Here is a 25,281-nt window from a genome sequence, read left to right as displayed (position 1 = left end):
CTATTAAAAAACAAAAAACCCCAAGCGTTAACTTGAGGTTCTATCATTATAGTACGTTCAAGTGGCTTACATATTTTTGAAAATAGTATGCATCAAACGTTTCTTATCATTGATACTTTCCTCGAGGGAAATCATCGTTTCGGTTCTGTAAACCCCTTCGATGTCATCAATCATGAAGATCACTTCTTTCGCGTGCTTGGTATCTTTCGCTCTGATTTTACAGAAAATGTTGAACTTCCCTGTCGTTACAGAAGCTACCGTGATGTATGGAATTTCGTTGATTCTTTCCAAAACGAATTTGGTCTGCGACGTATTGTTCAAAAACACTCCGATATAGGCAATGAAAGAATAACCCAATTTGTCATAATCAAGCACCAATGACGAACCCATGATGATTCCGGCATCTTCCATTTTCTTTACCCGCACATGAACTGTTCCGGCTGAGATTAATAATTTTTTGGCAATGTCAGTAAAAGGTATTCTGGTATTGTCAATCAACATATCCAAAATCTGGTGATCTACTTCATCTAATCGAAACTTGCTCATAAAAATATTGTTATTGTTTGTTTTGCCTAAATGTAAAAAGAACAATTGAATTTTTCGTTATAAAAATTAAAAACTATTAACAATTTATCCGTCCGTTAACAATTTCTATAGTTTTATCTAACCAAAAATCGGCTTTTGTTTCTAATTTCGGAATATTATCGACTGAATCAGAGTAAAGTGCGCCTTCGGCATCGTATTCAAAATGTCCGAAAGCAGCTTCGAGATTTCCTATCTGGGCGAAATATCCATTAAAACAAAGTTGACCGTCTTGCAACTCTTCCTTATAATGAACTGCGAAATTCGTATTTTTTTCAATACCATCATAATTTATTTTGACATTTTTATAAACAATATCGAAAAAAACGGCTTTATTTTGAGGAATATTCAAGTAATCGGTAGTTTTATTGTCAACTACAACGTTTTCGTAAATAAACTGCAATCCGGAAACTAAGGCCATAAAAATGAATTTTCTGGTTTGTTCCCGCTGATAATCCTTTTGAAAATGTCCGGCTTCGAATAATATGGTCGGCACCTCGAGCGACTGAAAAGTATCGCCCACGCAATTCAGATTGAACGCATCATCAAAACGACCGACTTGGTTCGGAATAATCTTTTGTAAAGTCTCATTCATCGCCACAATAATCCCGATGGCTTTTTCGCGTACGGTGTTCATATCGCGCGAAGCATTGTAGGCCGGAGCCAGAAAAGAAACTGTGGCAGGTTTGTTAGTATCGCCAACCGCATAAATCGTACGCTGGTCATGAAGATTGAAACAATACTGCGGTTGAAATTCATTAAAGCAATTTCTAAGAATTTTACTTTCAGGTTGCGATAAATCCTGAGCATCGCGGTTGAGATCAATGCCGTTTGCGTTTTCACGCGTGTACACTTTAGCGCCATCAGGATTCAGCATTGGTAAAATCATAAACGTAAAATGCGACAACCACGATTTGGCTATTTCATTATCGCTGTGAAGAAAACGCAGCAAATCAAAAACTGCTTTCGTAGTCGTGCTTTCGTTGCCGTGCATTTGCGACCACATCAAAACGCGCGTCGTTCCGTGTCCTAATATATAGGTATAAATCGGCTGTTGCAAAACGGACTGTCCGGCTACTTTCAATTGGTTGTCGGTATTCCATTGATTCAGTAAAGGCTCAATGTCTTCTAAAGTGATGTAACGGCCTGACAAAACAGGTTCTTTGTACGTGTCAGCAAGTTGTTCAAAATTCATGGGAAAGTAAATTAAATGGAATCAGGGTTAAAATCAAAACCATTTTCGGGAATCTTACCGATGACGCCTGAAAAATGCGGCATGATGATTTTCATGTCTTGCTGGAAATCACCGGTTGGATTAAACGGCGCGCCAAATCGGACTTCTTTTTTTCCAAAATCAAAAGCTACAGGAATGATCGGAACGCCGGCTTTGAAGGCTATATAATAAAAACCTGTTTTGAGTTCCGTGACTTTTTTTCGCGTGCCTTCAGGTGAAATTCCCATTCTGAAGACTTCTTTGTTGTTGAAAATTTCGGCAATCGTATCTACTTTGTTTAAGCCACCAGAACGGTCTAACGGTGTGCCACCCATCCAACGGAAATACCAGCCGAACGGAAATCGGAACAACTCTTTTTTTGCTACGAAATGCATGTCCAAACCAATAATGCCTCTCGAAAAAAGCCCGAGATAGAAGTCGTGCCAACTCGTGTGCGGCATCACCATGAAGATGCATTTTTTGATTTTCGGATCGACGGTACCGATGATTTTCCAACCCATGAGATAATAGAAAATAAAACGGTAAATACTTTTTTTCATGCGAAACTATTTCTGTAAAATTAGCATTAATCTCTTATTTTTGAGGAAAAATTATTTCAAATGCTGCGAAGAATGCTGAGCTATCTGATTCCGATCCGGGTCTACCACAAAAAATCTGCGGTCAGCAAGTCGATTGAAATCAACTGGAACAATGGCCAGCTCGTACTCGATTCCCAAAATACCAACTACTCTTATGGCAGTTTACAGCGCGTTTTGAGATTGGGCTTGAAAAAGATAGGATTTGACAAAATCAGATCGATGGAAAGCCTTTTGATTCTTGGTGTTGCGGGCGGAAGCGTCATCAAAACGCTAGTTGATGAAATCCATTACAAAGGCAAAATGACCGGCGTAGAAATCGATCCGGAAGTGATTCAATTGGCGAATGAATATTTCCAACTTGACAAAATTGCGAACCTCAACCTTGTGATTGACGATGCTTTCGAATTCGTATTGAAAACCAAAGCCACTTACGATTTGATCATCATCGATGTGTTTCAGGATACGCACATGCCCAACTTTTTGTTCGAGAAATTCTTCATCCACCGGCTTGGGAATATTCTGAATGCCGGCGGATATATTTTATTCAACACGATGACGCTCGACGAAAAACAAAACCAACGCAATAAACAATACCTTTCCGAGTTCCATACTTTACCTTTTACTGTTTTCACGATTCCGAGAATCGAAAACCATAACGAATTGATTGTGATCCAAAAAACACTCAATTAAAAAACCTACGATGCGAAAAAAATCCATATTCTTATTTTCCTGGCTGTTGCTTTTTATAGTAGCGTTCATTCCGTTGAAAGAAAGCAAGACCACGCAGGCCGGAATCAAAATGCAGAATTTCGTCATCGATATTTCGAAATACGCCAAAAGCATCGACTCGACTTTCATCATCATTCCACAAAACGGACCCGAACTCGCGTTTGAAAAAATGAACCCGAATGGGAATTTGAGAAATGCTTACGTGGATGCCATCGACGGCATTGCAGTCGAAGATTTATTCTACGACCAAAAACCAAAAACAGACACTTATCGCCTCAACATGTTGCGCAAATTGAAAGGCAAAAAGCAGATCATGTTTTCTGATTTCATTTTGGAATCCACTGCCATCGAATCGGTAAAATCGCAAAGTGATCAGGAAGGTTTTTTATTATATCCTCGGGTGAAAACGAATGAACATTACCGTGAAATTCCGACCAACATTCCGAACGAAAACGCCAACGATATTCTGAAACTAAGCGATGCGAAGAATTATTTGTATTTGATTAATCCGATTAATTTGGAAACCAAACATCTTTTCCTGAGTGCCATCGCCGAAACGAATTACGACATGGTCGCTATCGATTTGTTTTACAACAACAAACCGCTATCGGCTAAAGAAATAGAAAAACTCAAAACAAAAGCCAATGGCGGCAAAAGACTGATTGTCGCTTACGTCAATATCGGTGCGGCGGAAAACTGGCGCTATTACTGGAAACGCCACTGGAAAATCAACAATCCGGTTTGGATCAAAAAGAAATATGCGGGTTATAATGATGAATTTTACGTGCAGTTCTGGCACGACGACTGGGAAAAAATCATCTACGGCAATGACGAATCTTATCTCAAAAAAATCATCGATGCCGGATTTAATGGCGCTTTTTTAGACAACGTTGAAGGTTATTATTTTCTTTATAATAAGTGATGGCACGCGGATGATACGGATGACACAGATTTACGCGGATTTCTAAAAATATCCAATGTGTTATTAAAAAAACTTTATTGACATGCAGATGACGCGATTGACGCAGATTTTCATTGATTCTAAAAATTTTAATCCGCGTGAATCCGATAAATCCGTGTGATCCGCGTTCCATTTTCATTCCTTAATGCTATAACAAAAAAAGAGGACAATCCCTTGCCCTCTTTTTAAACCAATTCTCATAACAAAATTTCCCTAAATCTATTTTTTATTTTGGCGTCACCACATTATCAATCACGTGAATCACACCGTTGGATTGGTTCACATCCGCAATCGTCACTTTAGCTGATTTGCCATTCTCGTCCGTAATGTATAAATCTTTTCCTTTCATCCAGGCGGTCAGCGTTCCACCGCTTACCGTTTTCAAAGTAGCTTTGCCTTTTCCGGCTTTAATCGCTTTAGCAATATCGCCCGAATTCATTTTTCCGGCGACCACGTGGTAAGTCAAAATCGTTTGCAATGTTTTGATGTTTTCGGGTTTCAATAAGGTTTCAACAGTTCCTTTTGGCAATTTATCGAACGCTGCATTGGTTGGGGCAAAAACGGTGAACGGGCCTTTTCCTTGTAAGGTTTCGACCAAACCAGCAGCTTTTACGGCAGCGACCAAAGTCGTGTGGTCTTTGGAATTGACGGCATTCTCAATAATGTTTTTACTTGGATACATCGCAGCGCCGCCTACCATGACGGTTTTCTGACCGAAGACTACGCTTACTAAAAGTAAGGTCAATGCGAAAATCGAGTTCGAGATTAATTTCTGTGCTTTCATAGTTTTTATTTTAAAAGTTATAAGGGCATGTACGGTGAGATTTTAATTCCGGTTTTAAAAAATTTCAAACATTAGAAAAAAAACGAAAAAGAAGTCATGTATTTTCTGTTAGGGAACCCACGGAAACGCCTATTAATTCGTAACTTAGCTAAGTCAAACCCTGACTTGATATGCTTAGAAAACCGCATGAAATCGTAAGGAAATTATTACTCGGAAATGTGTCCCGGCTTCCAAAAACGAAGTACAATCCGATTCAGAAAAGAATACGCAACATCCAGGCGATCTGGAACAACGACCATCAGGACGACAACGGCATCGAGAAAATTGTGCGGCTGTTCCTCTCGTTTTCGCAACTGCTATTTCCGGGCGTTTACATTAAATATCTTGCGGCCAAAAAAGGCGAAGAATACCAGGATTTGGCTATGGATGCCTATATTTTGATGAAAGTCATTTTTCCGATTGTAATCCTTTGGAACCATTGGCAAGATCACCGTTGGGTCGTCATGATTATGATTTACGTATTGCTCGAAACGGTGTTGTATATCCCGACTTTGATTTTTGCGTCAGATATGATCTCACGTCCGCGTTCCTACAAAAGATCGATTCTGATGCTGTTCCTCAATTATCTCGAAATCATTTTTGCGTACGCTGTATTTTATTCTTGCGGCAATTACCTCAACAAACCTTTCGTGAGCCACTTCGACGCGATTTATTTCAGCATCATCACGTCATCATCTATCGGTTATGGCGATTTGCATCCGGTTACGACCATTGGAAAAATCCTGGTTTCGACACAAGCATTGCTGTTCTTGTTCTTTGTGGTTTTGTTTTTGAATTTCTTCACGACACAGATCAAAAGCAAAGGTTACTTCGATCATGAGAATAAGGAATAATTTTATGGTACACTGATAACGCTGATAGCACTGATTTACACGGATTTTATACTTTAAATCTGCGGCAATCCGTTAAATCCGCCCAATCTGCGTGCCATCCATTAAAGCAACTTTCTAGCACGTTCCAAATCTTCAGGCGTATCAATGCCAATGCTCACATGCGAAGTTTCGACCATTCGGATGCGCTTGCCGAATTCGAGATAACGCAACTGCTCCAGTTTTTCGGAAGCTTCGAGCGATTTCATCGGCAAATGGTAGAAATCCAAAAGCGCCTGTTTTCTGAACGCATAAATCCCGATATGCTGGAAATAACGCACACCGACATTGTTATCGCGCGGATAAGGAATCACCGAACGCGAAAAATACAACGCCATGCCAAACTGATCGACGACCACTTTCACATTGTTCGGATTGTTGATTTCATGCTCGTCTTTGATTTCGCGCATCAACGAAGCCAAGTCAATCTTCTTGTCTAAATCATTCCTGAAAACTTCGATGACTTTCTCCAGCGAATCCTTATCAATAAAAGGCTCGTCGCCCTGCACATTCACCACAATATCCACTTCAAGGTTTTCCACGGCTTCAGCAATACGGTCGCTGCCGGATTCGTGTTCCTTTTGGCTCATGATGGCTTTTCCGCCGTGCGAGACAATTTCGTCAAAAATGACATCCGAATCGGTCACGACAAAAACATCGTCAAACAAATTCGTATTGACAGCGGCTTCATAAGTTCTCGTAATGACGGTCTTGCCTCCCAAATCCTGCATCAGTTTTGCGGGAAATCTGGTTGAGGCGTAGCGTGCGGGAATGACGGCGATAATCTTCATGAGTTGCTGAGTTTCTGAGTGGCTAAGATACTGCGTTTTTTTCTTTTTGAGAAGCTGAAACCTGCTATACGCTTTATCTTTTGCGCCGAACCCCGGCACAAAAGGATGTTCGCTCCTATCAGGGCTAGGGTTTTTCGTAAATCAAGACAAACGCTATTCCTCCAAAAAACTCTCGTCCTTAAATCCAATCAAATACAACTTGTCTTTGGCACGCGTCACGGCGGTATACAACCAACGAATATACTCGCGGTCAATGTTGCCGTCAGGCAAATAAGGCTGTTCAATGAACACCGTTTTCCATTGGCCGCCCTGCGATTTGTGACAAGTAATGGCATAAGAGAATTTCACCTGAAGCGCATTGAAATACTCGTTCTCTTTCACTTTCTGGAAGCGTTTGTATTTCGTGGTTTCGTTTTCGTAATCTTCCATCACGGCTTCATACAACCGGTTCGATTCTTCGTAAGTCAATGAAGGCGATTCGCTCGTGATCGTATCAAGAAGTAAAACGGTTTCAAAAGGTTTCTGATCGGGATAATCGACCATGCGGATTTTGACATTCGCGAATTTGAATCCGTACAATTCCTTGATGTTGAACACTTGCATCACTTCAATGATATCGCCGTTGGCTATAAAACCGGCTTCGTCGTTCTCCTTAAGCCAATAGTAATTGTTCTTGACAACCATCAAATAATCACCCGTAGAAAGTTCGCTTTCCTTATCGAGAATTCTCGTTCTGATTTGCTGGTTGTAGGCATTGGCCCGCTTGTTCGAGCGCACGATGAAAGCCGTTTCCTCAATGCTATAATTGCTGTACGCGGAATGAATCGCATCCTGAATATCGTAACCATCAGTCAATCGCACGATATCCTGAAAACCATGAAGCTGAAATTTGAACGTATCGAAAAGTTCGTCCTTGAGCACTTCGCGCAATTCGGTCGCATTGAACAAAATCCCGGAATTTTCTTCCTGACGCATGACTTCATCAAGCTCGATATGAAAGATTTCTTTCTGGTAATGCAATCCCAAACCATCAATATCAAGTGCGGGCGAAAGCGCCAGATTCACTGGTGGCAACTGCGCGGTATCGCCGAGCAGAATCATTTTACAGTTGCTTCCTGCATAAATAAACGAAATCAGGTCGTCGAGCAACGAACCGTTTTCGTAGAGTTTGGTGTCCTGATTCACATCCGAAATCATCGAAGCTTCATCGACAATAAAAATCGTGTCTTTGTGCTGGTTCGGTTTCATCGTAAAACTCATGCCACCGCCCGAATTCTTCTTCGGAAAATAAATTTTCTTGTGTATCGTAAAAGCCGATTTGTGCGAGTAATTCGCAATGACTTTTGCCGCGCGTCCTGTGGGTGCGAGCAAAACGTATTTCTTCCTGATTTCCGCGAGATGGTTGACGATTGTGGCGATTACGGTAGTCTTTCCTGTTCCAGCGTAACCTTTTAGTACGAAAATTTCGTGCTTGTTGTTATTGGTGATGAATTCCGCAATCATCTGGAAGAAAATATCCTGTTTCGTGGTCGGCTGGAACGGAAAATTTCTTTTGAGAATGCTGTAGAAGTTACTGGAATTCATGGTGGATTTTTGTCACCGCAAAGTACGGAAAGTTTGGCTCGCAAAGACCCAAAGGCGTAAAGAAAATTATTGTTTGATGATTTTTTGGGTATGCAAAACCTGATTTTCAGCATCGATAATTTTTACGATATACAAACCCGGACTAAAATCTTTAAGACTGAAGCTTTTGAAATCTCCGTCAAGTATTTCGTGAGCGATTAGAACTTTCCCTGAAACATCGCAAACTGTTACAAAATGAACTTTAAAAGCCATGTCATTTTGGTGAATCGTAACGGCATCGGTTGTGGGGTTCGGATACATTGAAAAAGCCTTACTTTGATTTTGGGAAACGCCTAAATTGGTAGTGTCTTTATAAAAATAAATCTGTGGATTGTCAAAACTTCCGGCAAGAATCACCTGAAAGTTGTGGGAATCGATCCATATGTATGCAGTAGCGTTTTCGCTTTCGAGTTTTTGCCTGATGACATCGGGGAAAGTTCCAAAAGGTGTGATTAACGTGCCATAAGCATCATAAGTTCTGGTATAGGACTGCGGAGTCGCTCCGGGCATATCAGCCAAACGCGTATCGTTGATTACTGTATTAAAGGTATATGGAAATTGAAATACCACGCTCGTATCGCTATAACGAACAATTAGATTACCATCAACATAACCCATAGATTCGAATGTATTGCTGTTCAGATTGATTGCGCTGTATGATATATAGCCATTGTCATCCTTTGTTTCGCAATAATTGGCACCGGGGAACTGTTCATAAAATGGCATTTCCGTTATAGGAATTCGGGTGATTGTATAGTTGGTTTCGACTATATTGATCGCAGAATAATCCCAAACCTGATTGGCTCCTGCCGATCCGTTCGTAAATCCGGCGGTATTTGCCCTGTATGCTCTGAACGAATATGCTGTCGGGAAATCAGCAGCATTCAAAACAGGCTGCGCTTGTGATGTGAACACCAAAAGCAATAATACTATTGTAATTCTTTTCATGAGGAGCTGATTTTAAAACAAATCTAAAATAATATTCCGGTTGGAATTAGAAAATCGATCATTAAATTGAAACCAATAACCCTAGCCCTGATGGCAGTGGTTATCCTTTTGTGCCGGCGTTCGGCGCAAAAGATAGGAACGAACAGCAGGATTAAGCTCCTAAAAAAATAGCAAAATCAATCAAAAAAATTGTAAGTTTGTCCAGTTCGATTTAAAAAGCGGACGAAAGCTTATGTTAGTGAATGCAGCCAACATCACGGAAAAAAAATACAAAAAACTGACCGTTCAGGTTTCGGCCAGCGGTATGGTTTTTAGCAGTTTCGACACGCTGAACCACAAAATCCTTTCGGTCGACGAAGTGGCTTTTGAAGGCAATCAGGTGGAAGAAGCCGTGAAAACAACGCTGCATGAAAACCCGGCTTTTCAGGAAGCTTACGATGAAGTGGTCGTGTTGCATGAGAACAATCTGGCGACTTTTGTTCCGGAAGCGTTGTTCGATGAGCAGTATCTTGGCAGTTATATGCAGTATAATACGAAAGTTTTTGAGACGGATTTTTTTGCCTTTGATACTTTGTCGACTTACTCAATGAATACGGTGTATGTTCCTTACACAACCATCAACGAAATTTTTGAAAACCATTTCGGAAGCTTGGCTTATAAACATGTGCATACGATTTTAGTGTCAAGACTACTTGATCTTTCTAAGAATGTCGATGACAAACGCATGTTCGTGCATATGGCCAAAAACCATTTTGAGATTATCATCGTGCAGAACCAACATCTGATGCTGTTCAATTCTTTCGATTACAAAACGCCGGAAGATCTGATTTACTATTTGCTTTTTACGGCAGAACAGCTCAATATGAATCCTGAAAGTTTCAGGCTTGAATTTATAGGCGACATTAATGAGGACGATGCTTACTTTAAAATAGCTTACAAATACATCCGCAATGTTTCGATTTTTGATATCGCGGATTTGCAAGCCAACAATACTTTTTCTACGGCTGAGAATCTGAAGCATTTTATCCTGTTCCAATCGTGAGAATCATATCCGGGAAATTCAAAGGCCGACGCATTTCAGCACCCAAAAACCTTCCGGTTCGCCCAACGACCGACATGAGCAAAGAGGCGTTGTTCAACGTGCTCAACAACCATTTCAATTTTGATGAACTCAAAGTGCTCGACCTTTTCTCGGGAACGGGCAACATCAGTTATGAGTTTGCTTCGCGCGGCAGCCAGAACATCACGAGTGTCGATGCGGATTTCGGTTGCGTGAAATTCATCAAGCAAACTGCTGCGGAATTCGACTTCAATATTGCCGCAATCAAAAGCGATGTGCTGCAATATATCGGTAGATGCAATTCAGTTTACGACATTATCTTCGCCGATCCGCCTTACGGTTTCGACCAGAAAACTTTTGAGAGTATTGTGGTTGCGGTATTCCAGAATAATTTATTGGATGCAGAAGGCATGATGATTATCGAACATTCGAAATACACGAAGCTCGACCATCTGGAACATTTTTCGTTTAAGAAAAGTTATGGCGGTTCGATTTTTAGTTTTTTTGAAATCAATCCTGCAGAAGAAGAATAGACAATAAGATTAGAAGATTGTATTGTTTGGAATCCAGACGCTAGCCCTGATCGCAGCGGCTATCCTTTTGTGGCGGCGTTCGCCATAAAAGATAAAAGCGAAGAGCAGGTTCCCGGCTCCTAAAAAAACTTAGAACCTTAAAAGAAAAAAAAGCAGACCTGTAAGCCGGATTCTGTACTCCGCAAGCGAAGCCCTTATCATTTATCTAGGCGCAAAATTACTCATACGCTCTATCTTTCTACCCTTCGGCAACGGGCGAGAAACCCTTAAATGCCGATATACTTGAAATTTCACCGCATAGAGTTTACCTGGTTTCACTACAGCCGAACTGTACATACTTTCTGTTGCACTGGTCCTCATCTCGCGACGGACGGGCGTTACCCGCTATGCTTCTCTATGGTGTCCGGACTTTCCTCTCTTCATTGCTGAACAGCGATAAGGCGGTCTGCGGCGCAAACTTACGACATTTTACCGGTTCCTAGCTGGCTAATCTTGCAACATTCCGTGCAAATTCTGTAAACGCGCACTGCGCTTTAAGAAGTAATTTTAAAACATATTAAATAACCACCAAAAATATAAATCATGGACACGCAAATGTATCACTACGCCACCGCTACCAAAGCGCTTGAAGAACTCAATGAAAAAGGTTTCACTGTGGATTTTAACCTCCTTGAAAGCCGCATCATCAACAATCCGGATGAATTCGAAATCGTGCATGTGTATCGTTATGAAGGCGATAGCGATCCCGGCGATGAAGTGACGGTGTTTGGAATCAAATCGACCACAACAGGAGAAAAAGGCGTTTTCGTTGCAGGTTTATCGGCTTTTACGGACAACAGCGCGGCGATGGCGCTCAACGAACTCAGCATCAAAGGCAGAGCAGAAAAAAACATTGAACCAAATTGAGTGAATGAAGTTCTTGTGGAAAACTTTTCCCGAAAACCCCAAATAACCAAATCACAAAACCAACAAAAAAACTATATTTGTGCTCCAATAAAAAACTATGGAACAATTTGTAGTATCGGCGCGCAAATACCGACCGCAAACATTTAAAGATGTTGTCGGGCAGCAAGCCATTACGAACACTTTGCTCAATGCCATAGAAACCAACCACCTTGCTTCTGCCCTATTGTTTACAGGCCCAAGAGGTGTTGGAAAAACCACCTGTGCGAGAATCCTTGCGCGCAAAATTAACCAGCCGGGTTATGATGATCCGAATGAAGATTTTGCTTTTAATGTGTTTGAACTTGATGCTGCTTCGAACAACTCTGTGGATGATATCCGAAATCTAATAGACCAAGTTCGAATCCCACCGCAAACCGGACAATATAAAGTATACATTATCGACGAGGTGCATATGTTGTCTTCAGCCGCTTTCAACGCTTTCCTGAAAACGCTTGAAGAACCGCCGAAACACGCGATTTTCATTCTCGCCACTACCGAAAAACACAAAATCATTCCGACGATTTTATCGCGTTGCCAGATTTTCGATTTCAAACGCATCACGGTGAAGGACGCCAAAGAACATCTTGCCGAAGTGGCCCAAAGTCAAGGTGTAAGCTTCGAAGACGATGCGCTGCATATCATTGCGCAGAAAGCCGACGGTGCGATGCGCGACGCCTTATCGATTTTTGACCGCGTGGTTTCTTATTGCGGCAACAACCTGACGAGACAAGCAGTTACGGAAAATTTGAGCGTACTTGATTACGAAACTTACATTACGATGACTGATTTGATCATCGAAAATAAGATTCCCGATGTGCTGATGGCATACAACGAAATCCTATCAAAAGGTTTTGACGGACATCATTTTATTGCCGGACTCGCTTCGCATTTCAGGGATTTACTCGTCAGCAAAACGCCATCGACTTTGTCTTTGCTTGAAGTTGGGGAACATGTCCAGAAATTATACGCAGTTCAATCTCAGAAAACCTCACAGGAATTTTTGTTAGAGGGCATCGAGCTTGCGAATGATTGTGATTTGAAATTCAAAACCTCGCAAAACCAGCGTTTGCTTGTAGAACTTTGCCTCATGCAATTGGCCTCTATCACTTATGATGGAGAAAAAAAAAAGTTGACGGCTATATAATCCCGCCCAAATATTTTTACGGACGTGTTTTAGAATTGGCTGTCGAAGCTCCCGAAGTTATTGAGGTTACGCCAGTACCAACACCCGAATCCAAACCGGAAACTGTTGCAGAAATTACAGTTGTTGCAGCTCCAAACATTCCAAAACCTGATACCGACAGTGCGCCTAAGGTTTCGGCACTTTCACTGTCGAGCATTCGTGCGAAAAGAGAATTGCAGGAATCTACAAAATCCGTTATAAAGGAAACTGTGCACTTGCCTACTGAAGCGTTCAACGAAACCGACATGCTTTTGCATTGGAACAAATACGCTCAGAAATTGGGTGACAAAGGTTCGAAGATTATGGAATCGTTGTTACTGATTAATGATCCTGTTTTGAATGGAACAGCGATTACTTTAGAGTTGCCTAACGAAGGTTCCAAAATTGATTTCGAGACCGAAAAATTAGGATTGCTTGGTTATCTCAAAGGGCATTTGCACAACCACGACATTACGATTGAAGTCATCGTTAATGAAAAAATGGAAACTAAAAAAAGCTACAACAACCAAGATCGCTATAACAGATTGCACGAAATCAATCCGGCGATTGAAGTGCTCAGAAATACTTTCGGCTTGGACATCAGTTAATATTATTCGATGACTCTTTCGATTCTTTTGTCGGGAACCAACCACATCAGGGCCACAAAAATATACACAGCGCCAGCCAACCATTCACTATAAAAAGAAAAGGCGATTCCAATAACATATAAGATGGGTGAAGCATTTCCTTTAATATCTTTTCCGATCGCTTTTTTAAGTAACGAATTTTCTCCTTGACTTTTGATGATGATGCCCTGCAAAATATAATATGCAACGCCTGCCATCAAAAGCATAAAACCGTAAAGCGCCATCGGTATTTTTGCGAAATGGGTTTCCCCGATCCAACCTGTAGCGACTGGAACCAGCGATAACCAAAACAACAAATGCAGGTTCGCCCAAAGAATTTTCCCATTGACTTTGGTCATGCTGTGCAGCATATGGTGGTGGTTGTTCCAGTAAATTCCGATGTAGATGAAACTCAGGATGTAACTCAGAAAAATCGGAAACACTTTTTGCAGCGTCGCGAAATCATGACCTTCAGGAACTTTAATTTCAAGCACCATAATGGTCAGGATGATGGCCATCACGCCATCACTGAAGGCTTCGAGACGGTTTTTATTCATGTTTATATTTTTCCGTAATACATCGCTTTGATGATTCCATCAGACAATCCGATTTTTGGGACGAAGATTTTTTTGGCACCGCTCCATTTCATCGCATTGAGATAGATTTTGGTCGCGAGCACAATAACGTCGGCACGGTCAGGGTTCAATCCGAGTTCTGAAACGCGCTGTTCGTAAGTCATCGAATTTAAGAAATTATACCGTTTAGTGACATATTGATAAGACAGCGGTTTGTCCTGCTGCTTGCCCGACATCTTGAACAATTTATTGATGTTTCCGCCCGAACCGATTAAGATGACATCATGGAAATCACGCGTGTGGGTTTTGATCCATTTTTCGATTTCTTCCCAAACGATATCGTTGACCATTTCATTAAGCAAACGAACGGTACCGATTTTGAACGATTTGGAAGCGACCATTGTAGCATTTGAAAACAAAGAAAATTCGGTACTTCCACCGCCGACATCTACATATAAATAAGTTTGTTCAGTTTCCAAAAGATGATGCAGATCGGTGGACGCAATGATTGCCGCTTCGGTTTTTCCGTCGATGATATCAATTTTTATGTCGGCTTGTTCCTGAATGATACGAATCACGTCATCGCGGTTTTCAGCTTCACGCATTGCTGAAGTAGCCAAGGCTGCATACCTTTCGACCTTGTGAATTTTCATCAACAGTTTATAAGCTTTCATAGCATCGACCATACGCCCGATATTCTCTTCCGAAATTTCCCCCATCGTAAAAGCATCCTGACCCAAACGAATCGGAAGCCGCACCAAGGCACTTTTGCTGAAATGCGTCGGTTGGCCTTTTTCTTCGACAACATTGGTAACAAGCAATCGCATGGCATTGGAACCAATATCGATTGCTGCATATTTTCTTATGGTAATCATGAATGGGTTTTAGGTTTAGGATTTTAGATTGAGGGCAGGAACTTCCGCATTGGAGTTCGTATTAAGCTGTTTGTAATAATTATAAGTTTCGAGTTGTGCGCGGAACACCGGATTTTGACCGCGGACACGGTATTTGTTGTCAAGGTTTTCGGAATGGTAACGCGCTTTCACATTTCCTTTCCAACCGATATTGAAGACGTCGATGAGTTCCTTTTTGATGTTGGCGTCATAGATCGGACAAGTCACTTCAACGCGGCCATCGAGGTTTCGCGTCATGAAATCGGCTGAGGAAATGTAAACATCCGGTTCGCCTTTGTTGGCAAAAATAAACACACGCGCGTGTTCGAGATAATTGTCGACAATGCTGATCGCTTCGATGTTTTCGCTCATGCCTTTGACTCCGGGAATTAACGAACAAATGCCTCGCACCTGCAACTGGATTTTGACACCGGCGCGACTGGCTTCGTATAATTTATCAATCATATCGAAATCCGAAAGGCTGTTCATTTTAAGTTTGATGTAGGCCTCGCTTCCGATTTTGGCGTGCAGAATTTCACGGTCGATGAGTTTGTAAAAACGGCTTCTCGTATAATGCGGCGAGACAATTAAGTGCTTGTAACGATAAACGCGGAAATTGACATCAAAGAAATCGAAGACCTTATTAATATCTTTCAAAATTTGGTCATGACTGGTGAATAAAGTAACGTCGGTGTAGACTTTTGCAGTCGTTTCGTTGAAATTTCCAGTTGAAACCAATCCGTAACGTTTGAGTTTTCCGTCTTGAATTCTTTCAATAACACATATCTTGCTGTGCACTTTCAAGCCTTTGATTCCGAAAATCAGGTTGATGCCTTCAGTCTGCATTTGCTCGGCGTAATAGATGTTGCTCGCTTCGTCAAAACGCGCCTGAAGTTCAATCTGAACGGTTACTTTTTTCCCGTTTTTCGCAGCATTGATGAGCGAACTGATGATCTGTGAATTCTTCGCCAAGCGGTATAAAGTGATTTTGATTGTCGTTACTTTCGGATCGAGCGCGGCTTCCCTGAGGAATTTAATCAAGTAAGAAAACGATTGGTACGGCGCATTAATGAGGTAATCTTTTTTGCTGATTCTCTCGAGCATGCTGCCTTCAAGGCTCAGATCGCAAACCGGTAAAGGTTCGTTGGTTTTGTATAAAAGATCGAATCTTCCGAGGTTTGGAAAATTCATATAATCGCGTCTGTTGTGGTATCTTCCACCCGGAATGATACTATCGGTTTGGTGGATGTGCATTTTATTGAGGAAAAACTTCAGCGTGTCTTTGCCGATTTGCTGGTCGTAAACGAAACGTACGGGCTCGCCGATTCTGCGGTCTTTGACACTCGTGGCGATTTTTTCCATCATACTTTTACTAAGATCACTGTCGATCTCGAGCTGGGCGTCGCGCGTGATTTTGATCATGTGTGCCGAAACGCTTTCGTAGTCGAAAATATTAAAAATGCTACTGAGATTGTGGCGGATCACATCATCGATGAAAATAATGTAATTCTTGTCGTCTTTTGGTGGCAACACTACAAAACGGTTGAGCGTTTTCGGGATTTCGATGACCGCATAAGTCACTTGCTTTTTATTTTTTACAATATCAAGCAAGGATTTTTTTGGTGGATTCATCACCAATTTGACGGCCAGATATCCGGAAGTGTCTTTCAACAGAGGGAATTCCGCGAGGTCGTTCAGGATAATGGTCACCAAAGCGGGACTTACTTTCTGAATGAAGAAATCTTTAATGAAGTTTTCGTGTTCGCCTACAATTTCATTTTCATTGAGCATGAAAATATTCTCGGCTTCAAGTTTCTTCTCGATAATGCTCAAAATGCGCAAACTTTCCGATTGCTGTTGGATTACAATCTGAGTAATTTCCTTGAGCAATTGTTCGGCACTGACACCGCCTAAAACCTTTTCACCCGAAATTCCGGACAAGCTCAAACGGCGGATTGCGGCAAAACGCACCCTAAAAAATTCATCTAAATTATTGGAAAAAATTCCTAAAAAACGAAGTCTGTCTAATAACGGTACGGCATCATCTCCGGCTTCTTGTAATACTCTTGCATTGAATGCTAACCAACTTTTTTCTCGATCAATATATCTATTCTCTGACATAAATCTATTTTAAATCTTTTGGGAAAAGGACTTTCAGTGTTTTACCGCTTTGAATGTCTTGCCAGTCATCGGTTTTGAATTGAAGAAAAACCAACCCGGATGTGGCCACGTTGTCGATAAAAACGTCCCCAAATTTATTAACAAAATTTGTAATAGCCTCGTTATGTCCGAAAAGAATAACATTATCATAATTATTGTCGAACGCTCTGATAATTTTCTCCAAACGGCTTTCATCGAAAGTGTAAAGCTCTGGTTTGAAAACAATATTGCCGACCGGATACGAAAAAGATTGCGCAAAAATCATCGCGGTTTCCGAAGCGCGTTTGGCATTGCTGCTGAAAATCATGAACTTATCGGGAATGAACTCGAGACTTTTGCTGGCTACGAGATGCGCGTCTTTGATGCCCCGTTGTTCGAGTGGGCGGTCGATATCAAGCAGTGGTGCGTTCCAGCTCGATTTGGCGTGACGAATGATGATCAGATTTTTCATAGCGGTATATTTTAAAGGTACAATTTACAGATTTTAAATGTTCTTTTGATGGAATTGTGCATTAAAAAAAATGCTTATGCTTACTTCATAACCCATTGTTATAATTGATATTTATGTAATACAATTCTTTATTTTAAATACTATTAATGCTTTTAATCGATGTTTTAAGCATTTAATCGATGTTTTTCTTGCTTTCTACTGATAGAAATAATAGTTTTGAAATGTTAAAAACAAGACATTGGACAACAAAACCAATACATACAAGATCAAAAAATGCATCTTAGGGTTCGCTATGGGCTTTATCATGCTGTGTATTGGGATGCCCGAAAGCTGGGCACAGGTGCGTGTTCCATACAAAGTCAGGACTTCGCAATATTCCCCTTCGAGGAAAGTTTACAGTCTCAATGGCGATTTTACTTTCATCGGAAACACCAACCTAACATTGCTCAATTACGAAATTGGCGCCAACAACAATAACAATCTTATGCGTTATGTGGATGTCGATAACGATCCTGCAACCTGGAATTCATCGTCTGCCGAATTAGCTTTCACATCCGAAAACGGAGCATCACCAACTTGCACAAACATTGTTTTTGCTGGTCTATACTGGACAGGAAAAAGCGCCGCAGACAACAGCAACAACAGCAGCAATAATTTTTCCGTCACTAAAATAATCAACGGGCAGACCGTGACTAAAGACTTCAGTAAAAGAAAGATTTTATTGAAAGGCCCGAACGCCAGTTCCTATTCAGAATTCATTGCTAACGAAGACGCGATTTATTACCCGAACAACTCGGATGCTTTTATATATTCCGCTTATACCGAAGTCACCGATTATGTTCGCCAGCATGGCATTGGAAGTTATTTTGCAGCCGATATGGCACTCGTGGAAGGCAACGGCGGCGGCACCGGATATTCCGGCGGTTGGGGTTTGGTTGTGGTGTATGAAAATGCCGTGATGAAACACCGTGACATTTCTTTGTTCGACGGGCATGCGTTTGTACTGAATTCCAACAATAATGGTTATAATCTTGAAGTTTCAGGTTTTCACACCGTGCAGACAGGAAACGTCGGCGTCAAATTAGGTTTTATGGCCAGCGAAGGCGATGTCGGGCTTGATGGCGATTATTTCGAGATCCAGAAAAACAGCGACCTGGGTTTTATGAAACTACAGCATGCGCAAAATTCGGCGGATAATTTTTTCAATTCGACGATTACCAATGGAAATCTCAATCGAAATCCTAATCTAGCCAATAATACAGGGATTGATATCGCGTTGTTCGACATTCCCAATGAGAATAATACTGTGATTGGAAATAACCAGTCGAATACTAATTTCCGATACGGAACCAATTCCGATACCTATGCTATTTTTGCGATTGCACTTGCTGTTGATTCGTATGTTCCTGAAGTGGAAAACATCATTACGGCTACTGAAATCAATCATGTTCCGGCTACTGCCCCATTCACTTCATTGCCCGGTCAGGAAATAAAGTTGAAAGTATCAGTCAAAAATACTGAGAACGAGGCCATCAACGGATTTAAGATTACAGTACCTATTCCTTACAACGCGACTTATATTGAAGGAAGCGCTTCAGGAAATCTGACTTATCAAACGCAAAACCCACTTTCGAATGCTGTTCATTTTGACGCAACGTTAGGGCCAAAAGGTTCCCTCATTTGGGATTATGGAACGCTGCCATTACCCGCAAATCCTGATACTATTTTAGCCAACCTGATTTTCAAGGTCCGAACGACTGACGATTGTGCATTATTGAAACAAAGTACTTGTGCTCTTAAAATAACAATCGATGGCTTTTCTGAAGGTATCGGTGCTGTAAGCGGTGTGGCCATGCGCAACAATCCTTTCATTCTCGGAACTTCGGTTTCAGGAAATTGTTCAGGAAATCCGATAAAAGGCCCGCTTACCATTGCCATTGATGCCTTGAATTATGTAGGTATTCATTGCCTGAATAGCAGTTCAATTCGGAATTTTACATTTTGCAATACGGACAACTTGGTAAACATAAATGAAGTGGCTTCAAATTTTCCTGCGGGCTGTTTGTTTTACAACGCTTTCCCAATGGCTGAAAACACGATACAATATTCAATTAACCAACCGTTTACATTGATTCCGGGGGAACGTTCCAATTATTTTGCGGTCAGCCAAAATCCTGACGGGGCTTGTGTGATTCCTTTTACCTTATCAAAATGTATAGAAATTACCGCCAATACCGATCATGGGAATACGATCAACGGAAACTCAGGCGGCATTACTCTGGAAAATGTGCTCAGCAATGATTTCCTCAACGGTCATATGGCAACGGCCTCTGAAGTTCAGCTGAGTTTTGTAAGCGCATCGAATCCGGGAATTTCGCTTGTTGGAAATAACGTTACTGTGGCGGCCGGAACGCCTGCGGGAACTTATACGCTTACCTATCAAATTTGCGACATAACTGATTCGACGAAATGCGATCAAGCGGTCGTTACTGTTAGCGTGACTTCCAATCAAATTATTGCTGAGAATGACACTTATGAATACCAGTGTTCGACTAGTGGTTTCTTGGGCAACATTCTGAATAATGATACCCTCAACGGAAATATATTTCAAGCCCATGAAGTAATTATCAGCATCGAAAATACTTCCAGTCCTAAAATCGTGATCGATACTGCAACGGGGAAAATATCCATTGCTGAAGGATTGACAGCCGGGCGTTATAATCTACAATACAAAATCAGCCAGATCGGAAATCCTCAGAGTTTTGATATCGCAAGCATCAGCATCCATATCACAGATACTACTGCGCCTGAGTTACCCGAATTGCATGATATCGTGAAATATTGCGAGGCTGAAGTTTTAGTTCCAACCACGACCGATAATTGTTCGGGGCTGGTCTGCGGTTCGACAAGTGACGCCCTACATTATGACACGCCCGGAAATTATCGTGTGCATTGGACCTTCACTGATGAAAGTGGCAACCAGACACCGGCGGTTCAAAACGTAGAAATCAAATCCGCTGAAGGTATCGAACCTGGTTATGGCTATGCCGATTGCAATCTCGATAATGACAACAGCCTCAATATTGACCTTAATACTTACCTTCCAGAAGGCATGAGTGCTGACGGAATCTGGACTTCAGAAGTATCGATCCCGAATCTCAACGGATCGGTTTTCAGTCCATATCAAGCGCCGACCGGCAGCTACAATTTTAAGTACATCCATTCCGAAGAACACTGTTCGCAAACTTTGGAAGTGTTCATCGATGTGGCCAATGACTGTTTCGTTGCACCTGCTTGCAGCCTTACCATCCACAATGCTTTTTCACCCAACAATGATGGCGTGAACGAGGTTTTTGTGATTGAAAACATCGACCAGATTTTTTGCTTCCCAACCAATAGTGTGGAAATCTTCAACCGTTGGGGCGTTTTGGTTTATAAGACCAAACAATACGATAACAAAACAAGGGTTTTCAAAGGAATTTCTGAAGCGCGTGCTACCCTCAACGAATCAGACGAATTGCCTACAGGCACTTATTTTTATGTGATTAATTACACCGATGATAAAGGCAATGCCTTAGAGCAGTCCGGTTATTTATACCTTTCCAGATAAAGCGATTCAACGGTCAACGACCAAGGCGGCTAGAAATTTTAACATTTCAACTTCCTAAACAGTTTATAATCAATGTTAAAAAAGATACATATTATGCAAAATTGACACGCATTTTTTCAAAAAAATGTCATTTTAACGAGTTTTCAGGTTATTGGTAGAAAAAATGTCTGAAAAAATATTTATGTAAGTAATTTAGCCTAGAATATTTTAAGTGGCTTCCCCAATCTACCTAGAAATTTAAAACTGAACCTACAATAATAATGTATTAACTCTTAATGTTATGGAAAGAACCGTCCCTAATCAATTCATCAACCCTTCAAGCAACGCCCTGTTGTTTGGGAAACTCCAAATTTTATTTATGAAAAGACTACTACTATTATTAGTACTGGCGTTCTATTGCGTTGGTGCTAGTGCTCAAGACTCGCGTATGAGTGATGCAACTCCGTCCTTAATGGAGCAGAAATCATATGTAAACGCTTTGAAAACTGCAGAACAAACCAATCGTTCTACTTACTCAAGAGCTGAAAATGTTGAGAATTTGTTGTACAAACTTCAATCCTCAATTTACTACTACTCAGGTGTCGTAAAAACTTATGGCGAAAAGCCTAAATGTCTTTTTACAGATGTTCGTTCTTTGAATGCGTTAAAGAATGCCGATATGTTGAAAAACAATATCGAAATCGTAACCATCAAAATCGACACGCCAAGCGATTTGAATTTACCGATAGACATGGCTGTTTTTTCAAGTTTTAAAAATTTGAAATACATCAAGATTCTATCTTATGTAAATGCAACAGAGCAAAACATTAAAACTATGATTCGCAACAGCAATGATAGATATAGTGTTTTCTATAAAATTGACCAAGGAGAAAATAGTAAATAATTGCAAATACGAATCATTATGAAAAATATATACTTCAAAACGATGTCATTTAAGTTGCAGTTATTAGTGCTGCTTGCCCTTTCTTTAGGAAATGTAAGTACCTCTACTGCACAGGTTAAAGTAAACTTTACCCAAAGAACCTCACAATATACACCTACCAAAAAGATTTATAATGTGAAAGGTGATTTTACCATGTTTGGTAACACAAACCTAACGCCACAGAATTACGGAAATACACAAAACAACAACGGACAGTTCATGCAGTACGTAGATACTGATAACGATCCAACAACTTTAAATTCATCGTCGGCAACTTTAGCGTTGTCCACTGAAAACGGAGCGGTACCTTCTTGTTCTAATATTGTGTATGCCGGATTGTATTGGACAGGAAAATCTTCTTCAAGCAATGACGCCTTTACGGTGAATAAACTGGTTACTACAGGAAGCGGAACGCAAACTATCAATAACAACTTGACATTAGTTCACGATCAAAACATTGATGTAACCAACTACGCTTTTGATGTTAACAGAGGTGGATCTAACAACACCAACAGATATCCGATTTATCGATTTACCGGAAACGGAAACGACTATACTTTCAATTATACTAATAGTACCGGAAGCAATAGAGTTACTTTATCGATTAATGGTGCAAGCGCTATTAATATTCCTGTTACCGTGAGTACATCAGGTTCAGTAGCAACCGCTACATTAACCACGCCATATACCATTACTGATGGAACTGCTATTATCAAAATCAACAAATTGGTTAGAAGTACCAGTGTTAGTTTATCATTGGATAATACCAGAACGACATCAAGTGCTTTGGTGAATGTTTCCGGAACAGTTCCAAATTTTGTGACAACTTCTAAAACTTTAGACAAAAGAGTCATTTCACTAAAAGGACCTGCTTCTTCAAGCTATACTCAGTTTATCGCTGCTGCAACTGATATTTATTATCCGACTTCCAGCGATGATGCGATTTATACCGCTTACAAAGAAATCACAGATTATGTAAGAACCAACGGAATCGGTCAGTATTTCGCAGCCGATATGGCCTTGCTTGAAGGAACTTCTGATGGTACCGGTTATTCTGGTGGTTGGGGTATTATCGTGGTTTATGAAAACTCAAAAATGAAATACCGCGACGTTACTATTTTCGATGGTTATGCCTATGTAAGCTCAGGAACTAGTAATGGCTTTGATTTACCGGTTTCAGGATTTAATACCGTTCAATCCGGTAATGTTGGTGTAAAATTAGGAATGATTGCCAGTGAAGGTGACGTTGATTTTACAGGTGACTATTTTAAAATTCAAAAATTAAACACTACCAACTACCTGGATTTAAGTCACTCCGGAAACACTACAGACAATTTCTTCAATTCATCGATTAATGCCGGTGGAACAAGAAATTTAAATTTACAAAACAACACAGGTATTGATATTGCGATGTTTAATGTAGCCAATAGCAACAATTCCGTTATTGGAAACAATCAAACCGCAACCAATTTCAGATACGGAACCAATAATGATACCTATTCTATTTTCGCAATTGCTATGGCCGTTGATGCCTACATTCCGGAAGTAGAAAATGTGATATCGGCAACAACGATCAACAACGTACCTGTTGTTGCTGAACCCTATACTTCTTTACCTGGTCAAGATGTCGGATTCAATATCGATATTAAAAATATTGGAACCGAAGCCATCAACAACTACAAAGTGATTGTTCCGATTCCTTATAACGCATCATACGTACCTGGAAGTGCGGTTGGCACAGTATTATTCACACCACTTCCAACACCAAATACCGTAACGTTTGACCCAACTTTGGGAGCAACCGGATCGATTGTTTGGAATATGGGTACATTACCTCTACCGGCAAATCCTAATACCCTTTTGGCTAAATTGAGTTTTAAATTAAAAACCACAACCGATTGTTCTATTTTGTTAAACGCCACTTGTGGTAGTCCGATTTTCGTGAATGCCAATTCAGGCGGAACCGGAGCCATTACTGGAATTGCTTTTTCAGGAACAAGAGCCATTAAAGGATACACCCAAAACGGATCCTGTGTTGGTCAACCATTACCTGGAGCAGTAGAAATTAAAATTAATGGCGCTGCTTATGTTGCTGCGAATTGTCAAAACACACCATTGATTCGTAATTTCGGATTCTGTAATACAGGTTCAACTATTGGAACTTCTGAAATTGCTTCTAATTTCCCTCCAGGATCTTCGTTTTATAATGAATTCCCTGTAACGATCAATTCCATTCAATATTCTGATACGAATCAAATTCCATTAGTAGCCGGATCTACGATTACTTATTATGCAATTCCACCTAATACAACTGGATGCTTTTTCCCTTTTACAATTTCAAAATGTAAAGTGATTAATGCGGAAAACGATGCTATTGGGCCAATCAACGGAACAACAGGAAGCACAAATGCCGGAAACATATTCAGTAATAACGGAAGCGGCATCGATACATTAGGTGGTGTTCAGGTAGCTATTGCTCAGGTAAACCTAACGGTTACAACACCGGCAACACCAATCAACGGCGGATCTGTTCCTTCAATTGATTTGACCAACGGCAACATCGTGGTTCCTGCGGGAACTCCAGCCGGAACTTATACTATTGTTTACCAAATTTGTGAAAAAGCTACTCCATCAAATTGTGATTCAGCAACGGTTACCATCTGCGTAGGAGCTGCTCCTATTTCTGGTGGAGATCAAACAGTATGTAAAACGACTCCAATACAAACCTTAACAGCTACTGCAACTGCACCAGGGCAAACCATCGTTTGGTATACTGCCGCAACTGGCGGAAGCATCGTGGCCAACCCTACGCTTAGCGCCGTTGGAACAGTTACTTATTATGCTCAGGCTAATGTTGGAAGTTGTTCGTTCCCAACGAGAACTGCGGTTACTTTAACTATTAAAGATACGCCTAACGTTCCTGTATTAGCTAATGTTACACAACCAACTTGTACTGTAGCAACAGGAAGTTTTACAATTTCTAATTATAATGCTGCAAACTTATATAATGTAACGCCTTCAACGGGTGTGACGATTTCTGCTTCTGGAGTTGTAACGGCGCCTGCGGGAACTTACACCATCACAGCTTCAGCGAACGGTTGTACTTCTGCAGCTTCGGCTTCGGTGACTATCAACGCGCAACCTGTTACACCATCGGTACCTGTTATCGCTGGTAATGTAACGCA

21 protein-coding genes, 1 other RNA gene and 1 pseudogene are annotated in these 25,281 nt (G+C 40.9%); 11 read left to right on the top strand and 12 right to left on the bottom strand.

Going from position 1 to position 25,281, the window contains the following annotated elements:
• Positions 1 to 66 precede the first annotated feature (66 nt).
• From Q0058_RS13430 to Q0058_RS13420, 3 genes are all read right to left on the bottom strand, one after another.
• Positions 67 to 546, bottom strand: a complete 480-nt coding sequence (locus Q0058_RS13430) for a winged helix-turn-helix transcriptional regulator (RefSeq protein ID WP_166337030.1) — start codon at positions 544 to 546, stop codon at positions 67 to 69.
• Between the two features lie 76 nt (positions 547 to 622).
• A complete protein-coding gene (locus Q0058_RS13425; RefSeq protein WP_298224793.1) occupies positions 623 to 1,777 on the bottom strand; it encodes a M14 metallopeptidase family protein in 1,155 nt (384 codons plus the stop codon).
• Between the two features lie 11 nt (positions 1,778 to 1,788).
• Positions 1,789 to 2,355 carry a 1-acyl-sn-glycerol-3-phosphate acyltransferase gene (locus Q0058_RS13420; RefSeq protein ID WP_298224791.1) on the bottom strand — a complete coding sequence of 189 codons (567 nt, stop codon included), beginning with the start codon at positions 2,353 to 2,355 and terminating at the stop codon, positions 1,789 to 1,791.
• A gap of 60 nt (positions 2,356 to 2,415) precedes the next feature.
• Here Q0058_RS13420 and Q0058_RS13415 point away from each other — a divergent pair, with 60 nt between their 5' ends.
• Positions 2,416 to 3,084, top strand: coding sequence for a spermidine synthase (locus tag Q0058_RS13415; RefSeq protein ID WP_298224789.1), 669 nt, complete (start codon positions 2,416 to 2,418; stop codon positions 3,082 to 3,084).
• A gap of 10 nt (positions 3,085 to 3,094) precedes the next feature.
• On the top strand, positions 3,095 to 4,045 hold the full coding sequence (locus Q0058_RS13410; RefSeq protein ID WP_298224787.1) for an endo alpha-1,4 polygalactosaminidase: 951 nt from the start codon (positions 3,095 to 3,097) through the stop codon (positions 4,043 to 4,045).
• Positions 4,046 to 4,310: 265 nt separating this feature from the next.
• On the opposite strand, the gene Q0058_RS13405 is transcribed toward Q0058_RS13410, so the two are convergent.
• Complete coding sequence (locus tag Q0058_RS13405; protein WP_298224785.1) at positions 4,311 to 4,868, bottom strand: fasciclin domain-containing protein; 558 nt, start codon at positions 4,866 to 4,868, stop codon at positions 4,311 to 4,313.
• A 170-nt stretch (positions 4,869 to 5,038) separates the two neighbouring features.
• Between Q0058_RS13405 and Q0058_RS13400 the strand changes: the two genes are divergently transcribed.
• On the top strand, positions 5,039 to 5,761 hold the full coding sequence (locus tag Q0058_RS13400; protein ID WP_298224783.1) for a potassium channel family protein: 723 nt from the start codon (positions 5,039 to 5,041) through the stop codon (positions 5,759 to 5,761).
• A 101-nt stretch (positions 5,762 to 5,862) separates the two neighbouring features.
• Here the strand turns inward: Q0058_RS13400 and kdsB are convergent, their stop codons facing one another.
• The 3 genes from kdsB to Q0058_RS13385 form a co-directional block, all read right to left on the bottom strand.
• Entirely contained in the window at positions 5,863 to 6,588 is a 726-nt protein-coding gene (gene kdsB, locus Q0058_RS13395; protein WP_298224781.1) for a 3-deoxy-manno-octulosonate cytidylyltransferase, read from the bottom strand.
• A 153-nt stretch (positions 6,589 to 6,741) separates the two neighbouring features.
• A complete protein-coding gene (locus Q0058_RS13390; RefSeq protein WP_298224779.1) occupies positions 6,742 to 8,172 on the bottom strand; it encodes an AAA family ATPase in 1,431 nt (476 codons plus the stop codon).
• Positions 8,173 to 8,238: 66 nt separating this feature from the next.
• Positions 8,239 to 9,159 carry a T9SS type A sorting domain-containing protein gene (locus Q0058_RS13385; RefSeq protein WP_298224777.1) on the bottom strand — a complete coding sequence of 307 codons (921 nt, stop codon included), beginning with the start codon at positions 9,157 to 9,159 and terminating at the stop codon, positions 8,239 to 8,241.
• Positions 9,160 to 9,391: 232 nt separating this feature from the next.
• Between Q0058_RS13385 and Q0058_RS13380 the strand changes: the two genes are divergently transcribed.
• Positions 9,392 to 10,201 (top strand): DUF3822 family protein, encoded by an 810-nt coding sequence (locus Q0058_RS13380; RefSeq protein ID WP_298224775.1) that lies wholly within the window; start codon positions 9,392 to 9,394, stop codon positions 10,199 to 10,201.
• Positions 10,198 to 10,752 (top strand): RsmD family RNA methyltransferase, encoded by a 555-nt coding sequence (locus Q0058_RS13375; protein WP_298224773.1) that lies wholly within the window; start codon positions 10,198 to 10,200, stop codon positions 10,750 to 10,752. The genes Q0058_RS13380 and Q0058_RS13375 overlap by 4 nt, the downstream gene beginning before the upstream one ends.
• A 145-nt stretch (positions 10,753 to 10,897) precedes the next feature.
• Here Q0058_RS13375 and rnpB read toward each other — a convergent pair.
• An RNA gene (rnpB, locus tag Q0058_RS13370) (RNase P RNA component class A) lies at positions 10,898 to 11,204 on the bottom strand.
• A 130-nt stretch (positions 11,205 to 11,334) separates the two neighbouring features.
• On the opposite strand from rnpB, the gene Q0058_RS13365 reads away from it, so the two are divergent.
• The 3 genes from Q0058_RS13365 (at position 11,335) to Q0058_RS13355 (ending at position 13,467) form a co-directional block, all read left to right on the top strand.
• Positions 11,335 to 11,658, top strand: coding sequence for a hypothetical protein (locus tag Q0058_RS13365; RefSeq protein ID WP_298224771.1), 324 nt, complete (start codon positions 11,335 to 11,337; stop codon positions 11,656 to 11,658).
• Positions 11,659 to 11,755: 97 nt separating this feature from the next.
• Positions 11,756 to 12,841 (top strand): DNA polymerase III subunit gamma/tau, encoded by a 1,086-nt coding sequence (gene dnaX / locus Q0058_RS13360; RefSeq protein ID WP_298224769.1) that lies wholly within the window; start codon positions 11,756 to 11,758, stop codon positions 12,839 to 12,841.
• A 35-nt stretch (positions 12,842 to 12,876) separates the two neighbouring features.
• On the top strand, positions 12,877 to 13,467 hold the full coding sequence (locus Q0058_RS13355) for a DNA polymerase III subunit gamma/tau (RefSeq protein ID WP_298224767.1): 591 nt from the start codon (positions 12,877 to 12,879) through the stop codon (positions 13,465 to 13,467).
• A 2-nt stretch (positions 13,468 to 13,469) separates the two neighbouring features.
• Here the strand turns inward: Q0058_RS13355 and Q0058_RS13350 are convergent, their stop codons facing one another.
• Genes Q0058_RS13350 through Q0058_RS13335 form a run of 4 tightly spaced genes read right to left on the bottom strand, consistent with a single transcriptional unit; the run spans position 13,470 to position 17,564 of the window.
• Positions 13,470 to 14,042 carry a TMEM175 family protein gene (locus Q0058_RS13350; protein WP_298224765.1) on the bottom strand — a complete coding sequence of 191 codons (573 nt, stop codon included), beginning with the start codon at positions 14,040 to 14,042 and terminating at the stop codon, positions 13,470 to 13,472.
• Between the two features lie 2 nt (positions 14,043 to 14,044).
• Entirely contained in the window at positions 14,045 to 14,935 is an 891-nt protein-coding gene (locus tag Q0058_RS13345; RefSeq protein ID WP_298224763.1) for a Ppx/GppA phosphatase family protein, read from the bottom strand.
• 15 nt (positions 14,936 to 14,950) lie between these two features.
• The gene (gene ppk1 / locus Q0058_RS13340; protein WP_298224761.1) at positions 14,951 to 17,074 is read right to left on the bottom strand and encodes a polyphosphate kinase 1; all 2,124 of its coding nucleotides are present in this window, start codon (positions 17,072 to 17,074) and stop codon (positions 14,951 to 14,953) included.
• 4 nt (positions 17,075 to 17,078) lie between these two features.
• The gene (locus Q0058_RS13335; protein ID WP_298224759.1) at positions 17,079 to 17,564 is read right to left on the bottom strand and encodes a histidine phosphatase family protein; all 486 of its coding nucleotides are present in this window, start codon (positions 17,562 to 17,564) and stop codon (positions 17,079 to 17,081) included.
• Between the two features lie 238 nt (positions 17,565 to 17,802).
• On the opposite strand from Q0058_RS13335, the gene Q0058_RS13330 reads away from it, so the two are divergent.
• The 3 genes and pseudogenes from Q0058_RS13330 to Q0058_RS13320 all read left to right on the top strand — a co-directional run.
• On the top strand, positions 17,803 to 21,174 hold the full coding sequence (locus Q0058_RS13330; RefSeq protein WP_298224757.1) for a gliding motility-associated C-terminal domain-containing protein: 3,372 nt from the start codon (positions 17,803 to 17,805) through the stop codon (positions 21,172 to 21,174).
• 358 nt (positions 21,175 to 21,532) lie between these two features.
• Positions 21,533 to 22,057, top strand: coding sequence for a hypothetical protein (locus Q0058_RS13325; protein ID WP_298224755.1), 525 nt, complete (start codon positions 21,533 to 21,535; stop codon positions 22,055 to 22,057).
• 18 nt (positions 22,058 to 22,075) lie between these two features.
• Positions 22,076 to 25,281: pseudogene (locus Q0058_RS13320) on the top strand (hypothetical protein); the annotation flags it as partial.

This window comes from Flavobacterium sp. (genome assembly GCF_027484705.1).
In the GTDB taxonomy this organism is placed as follows: Bacteria; Bacteroidota; Bacteroidia; order Flavobacteriales; family Flavobacteriaceae; genus Flavobacterium.
The sequence above is the reverse complement of the archived record's forward strand: the minus strand, read 5'-3'. Positions and strand labels throughout refer to the sequence as shown.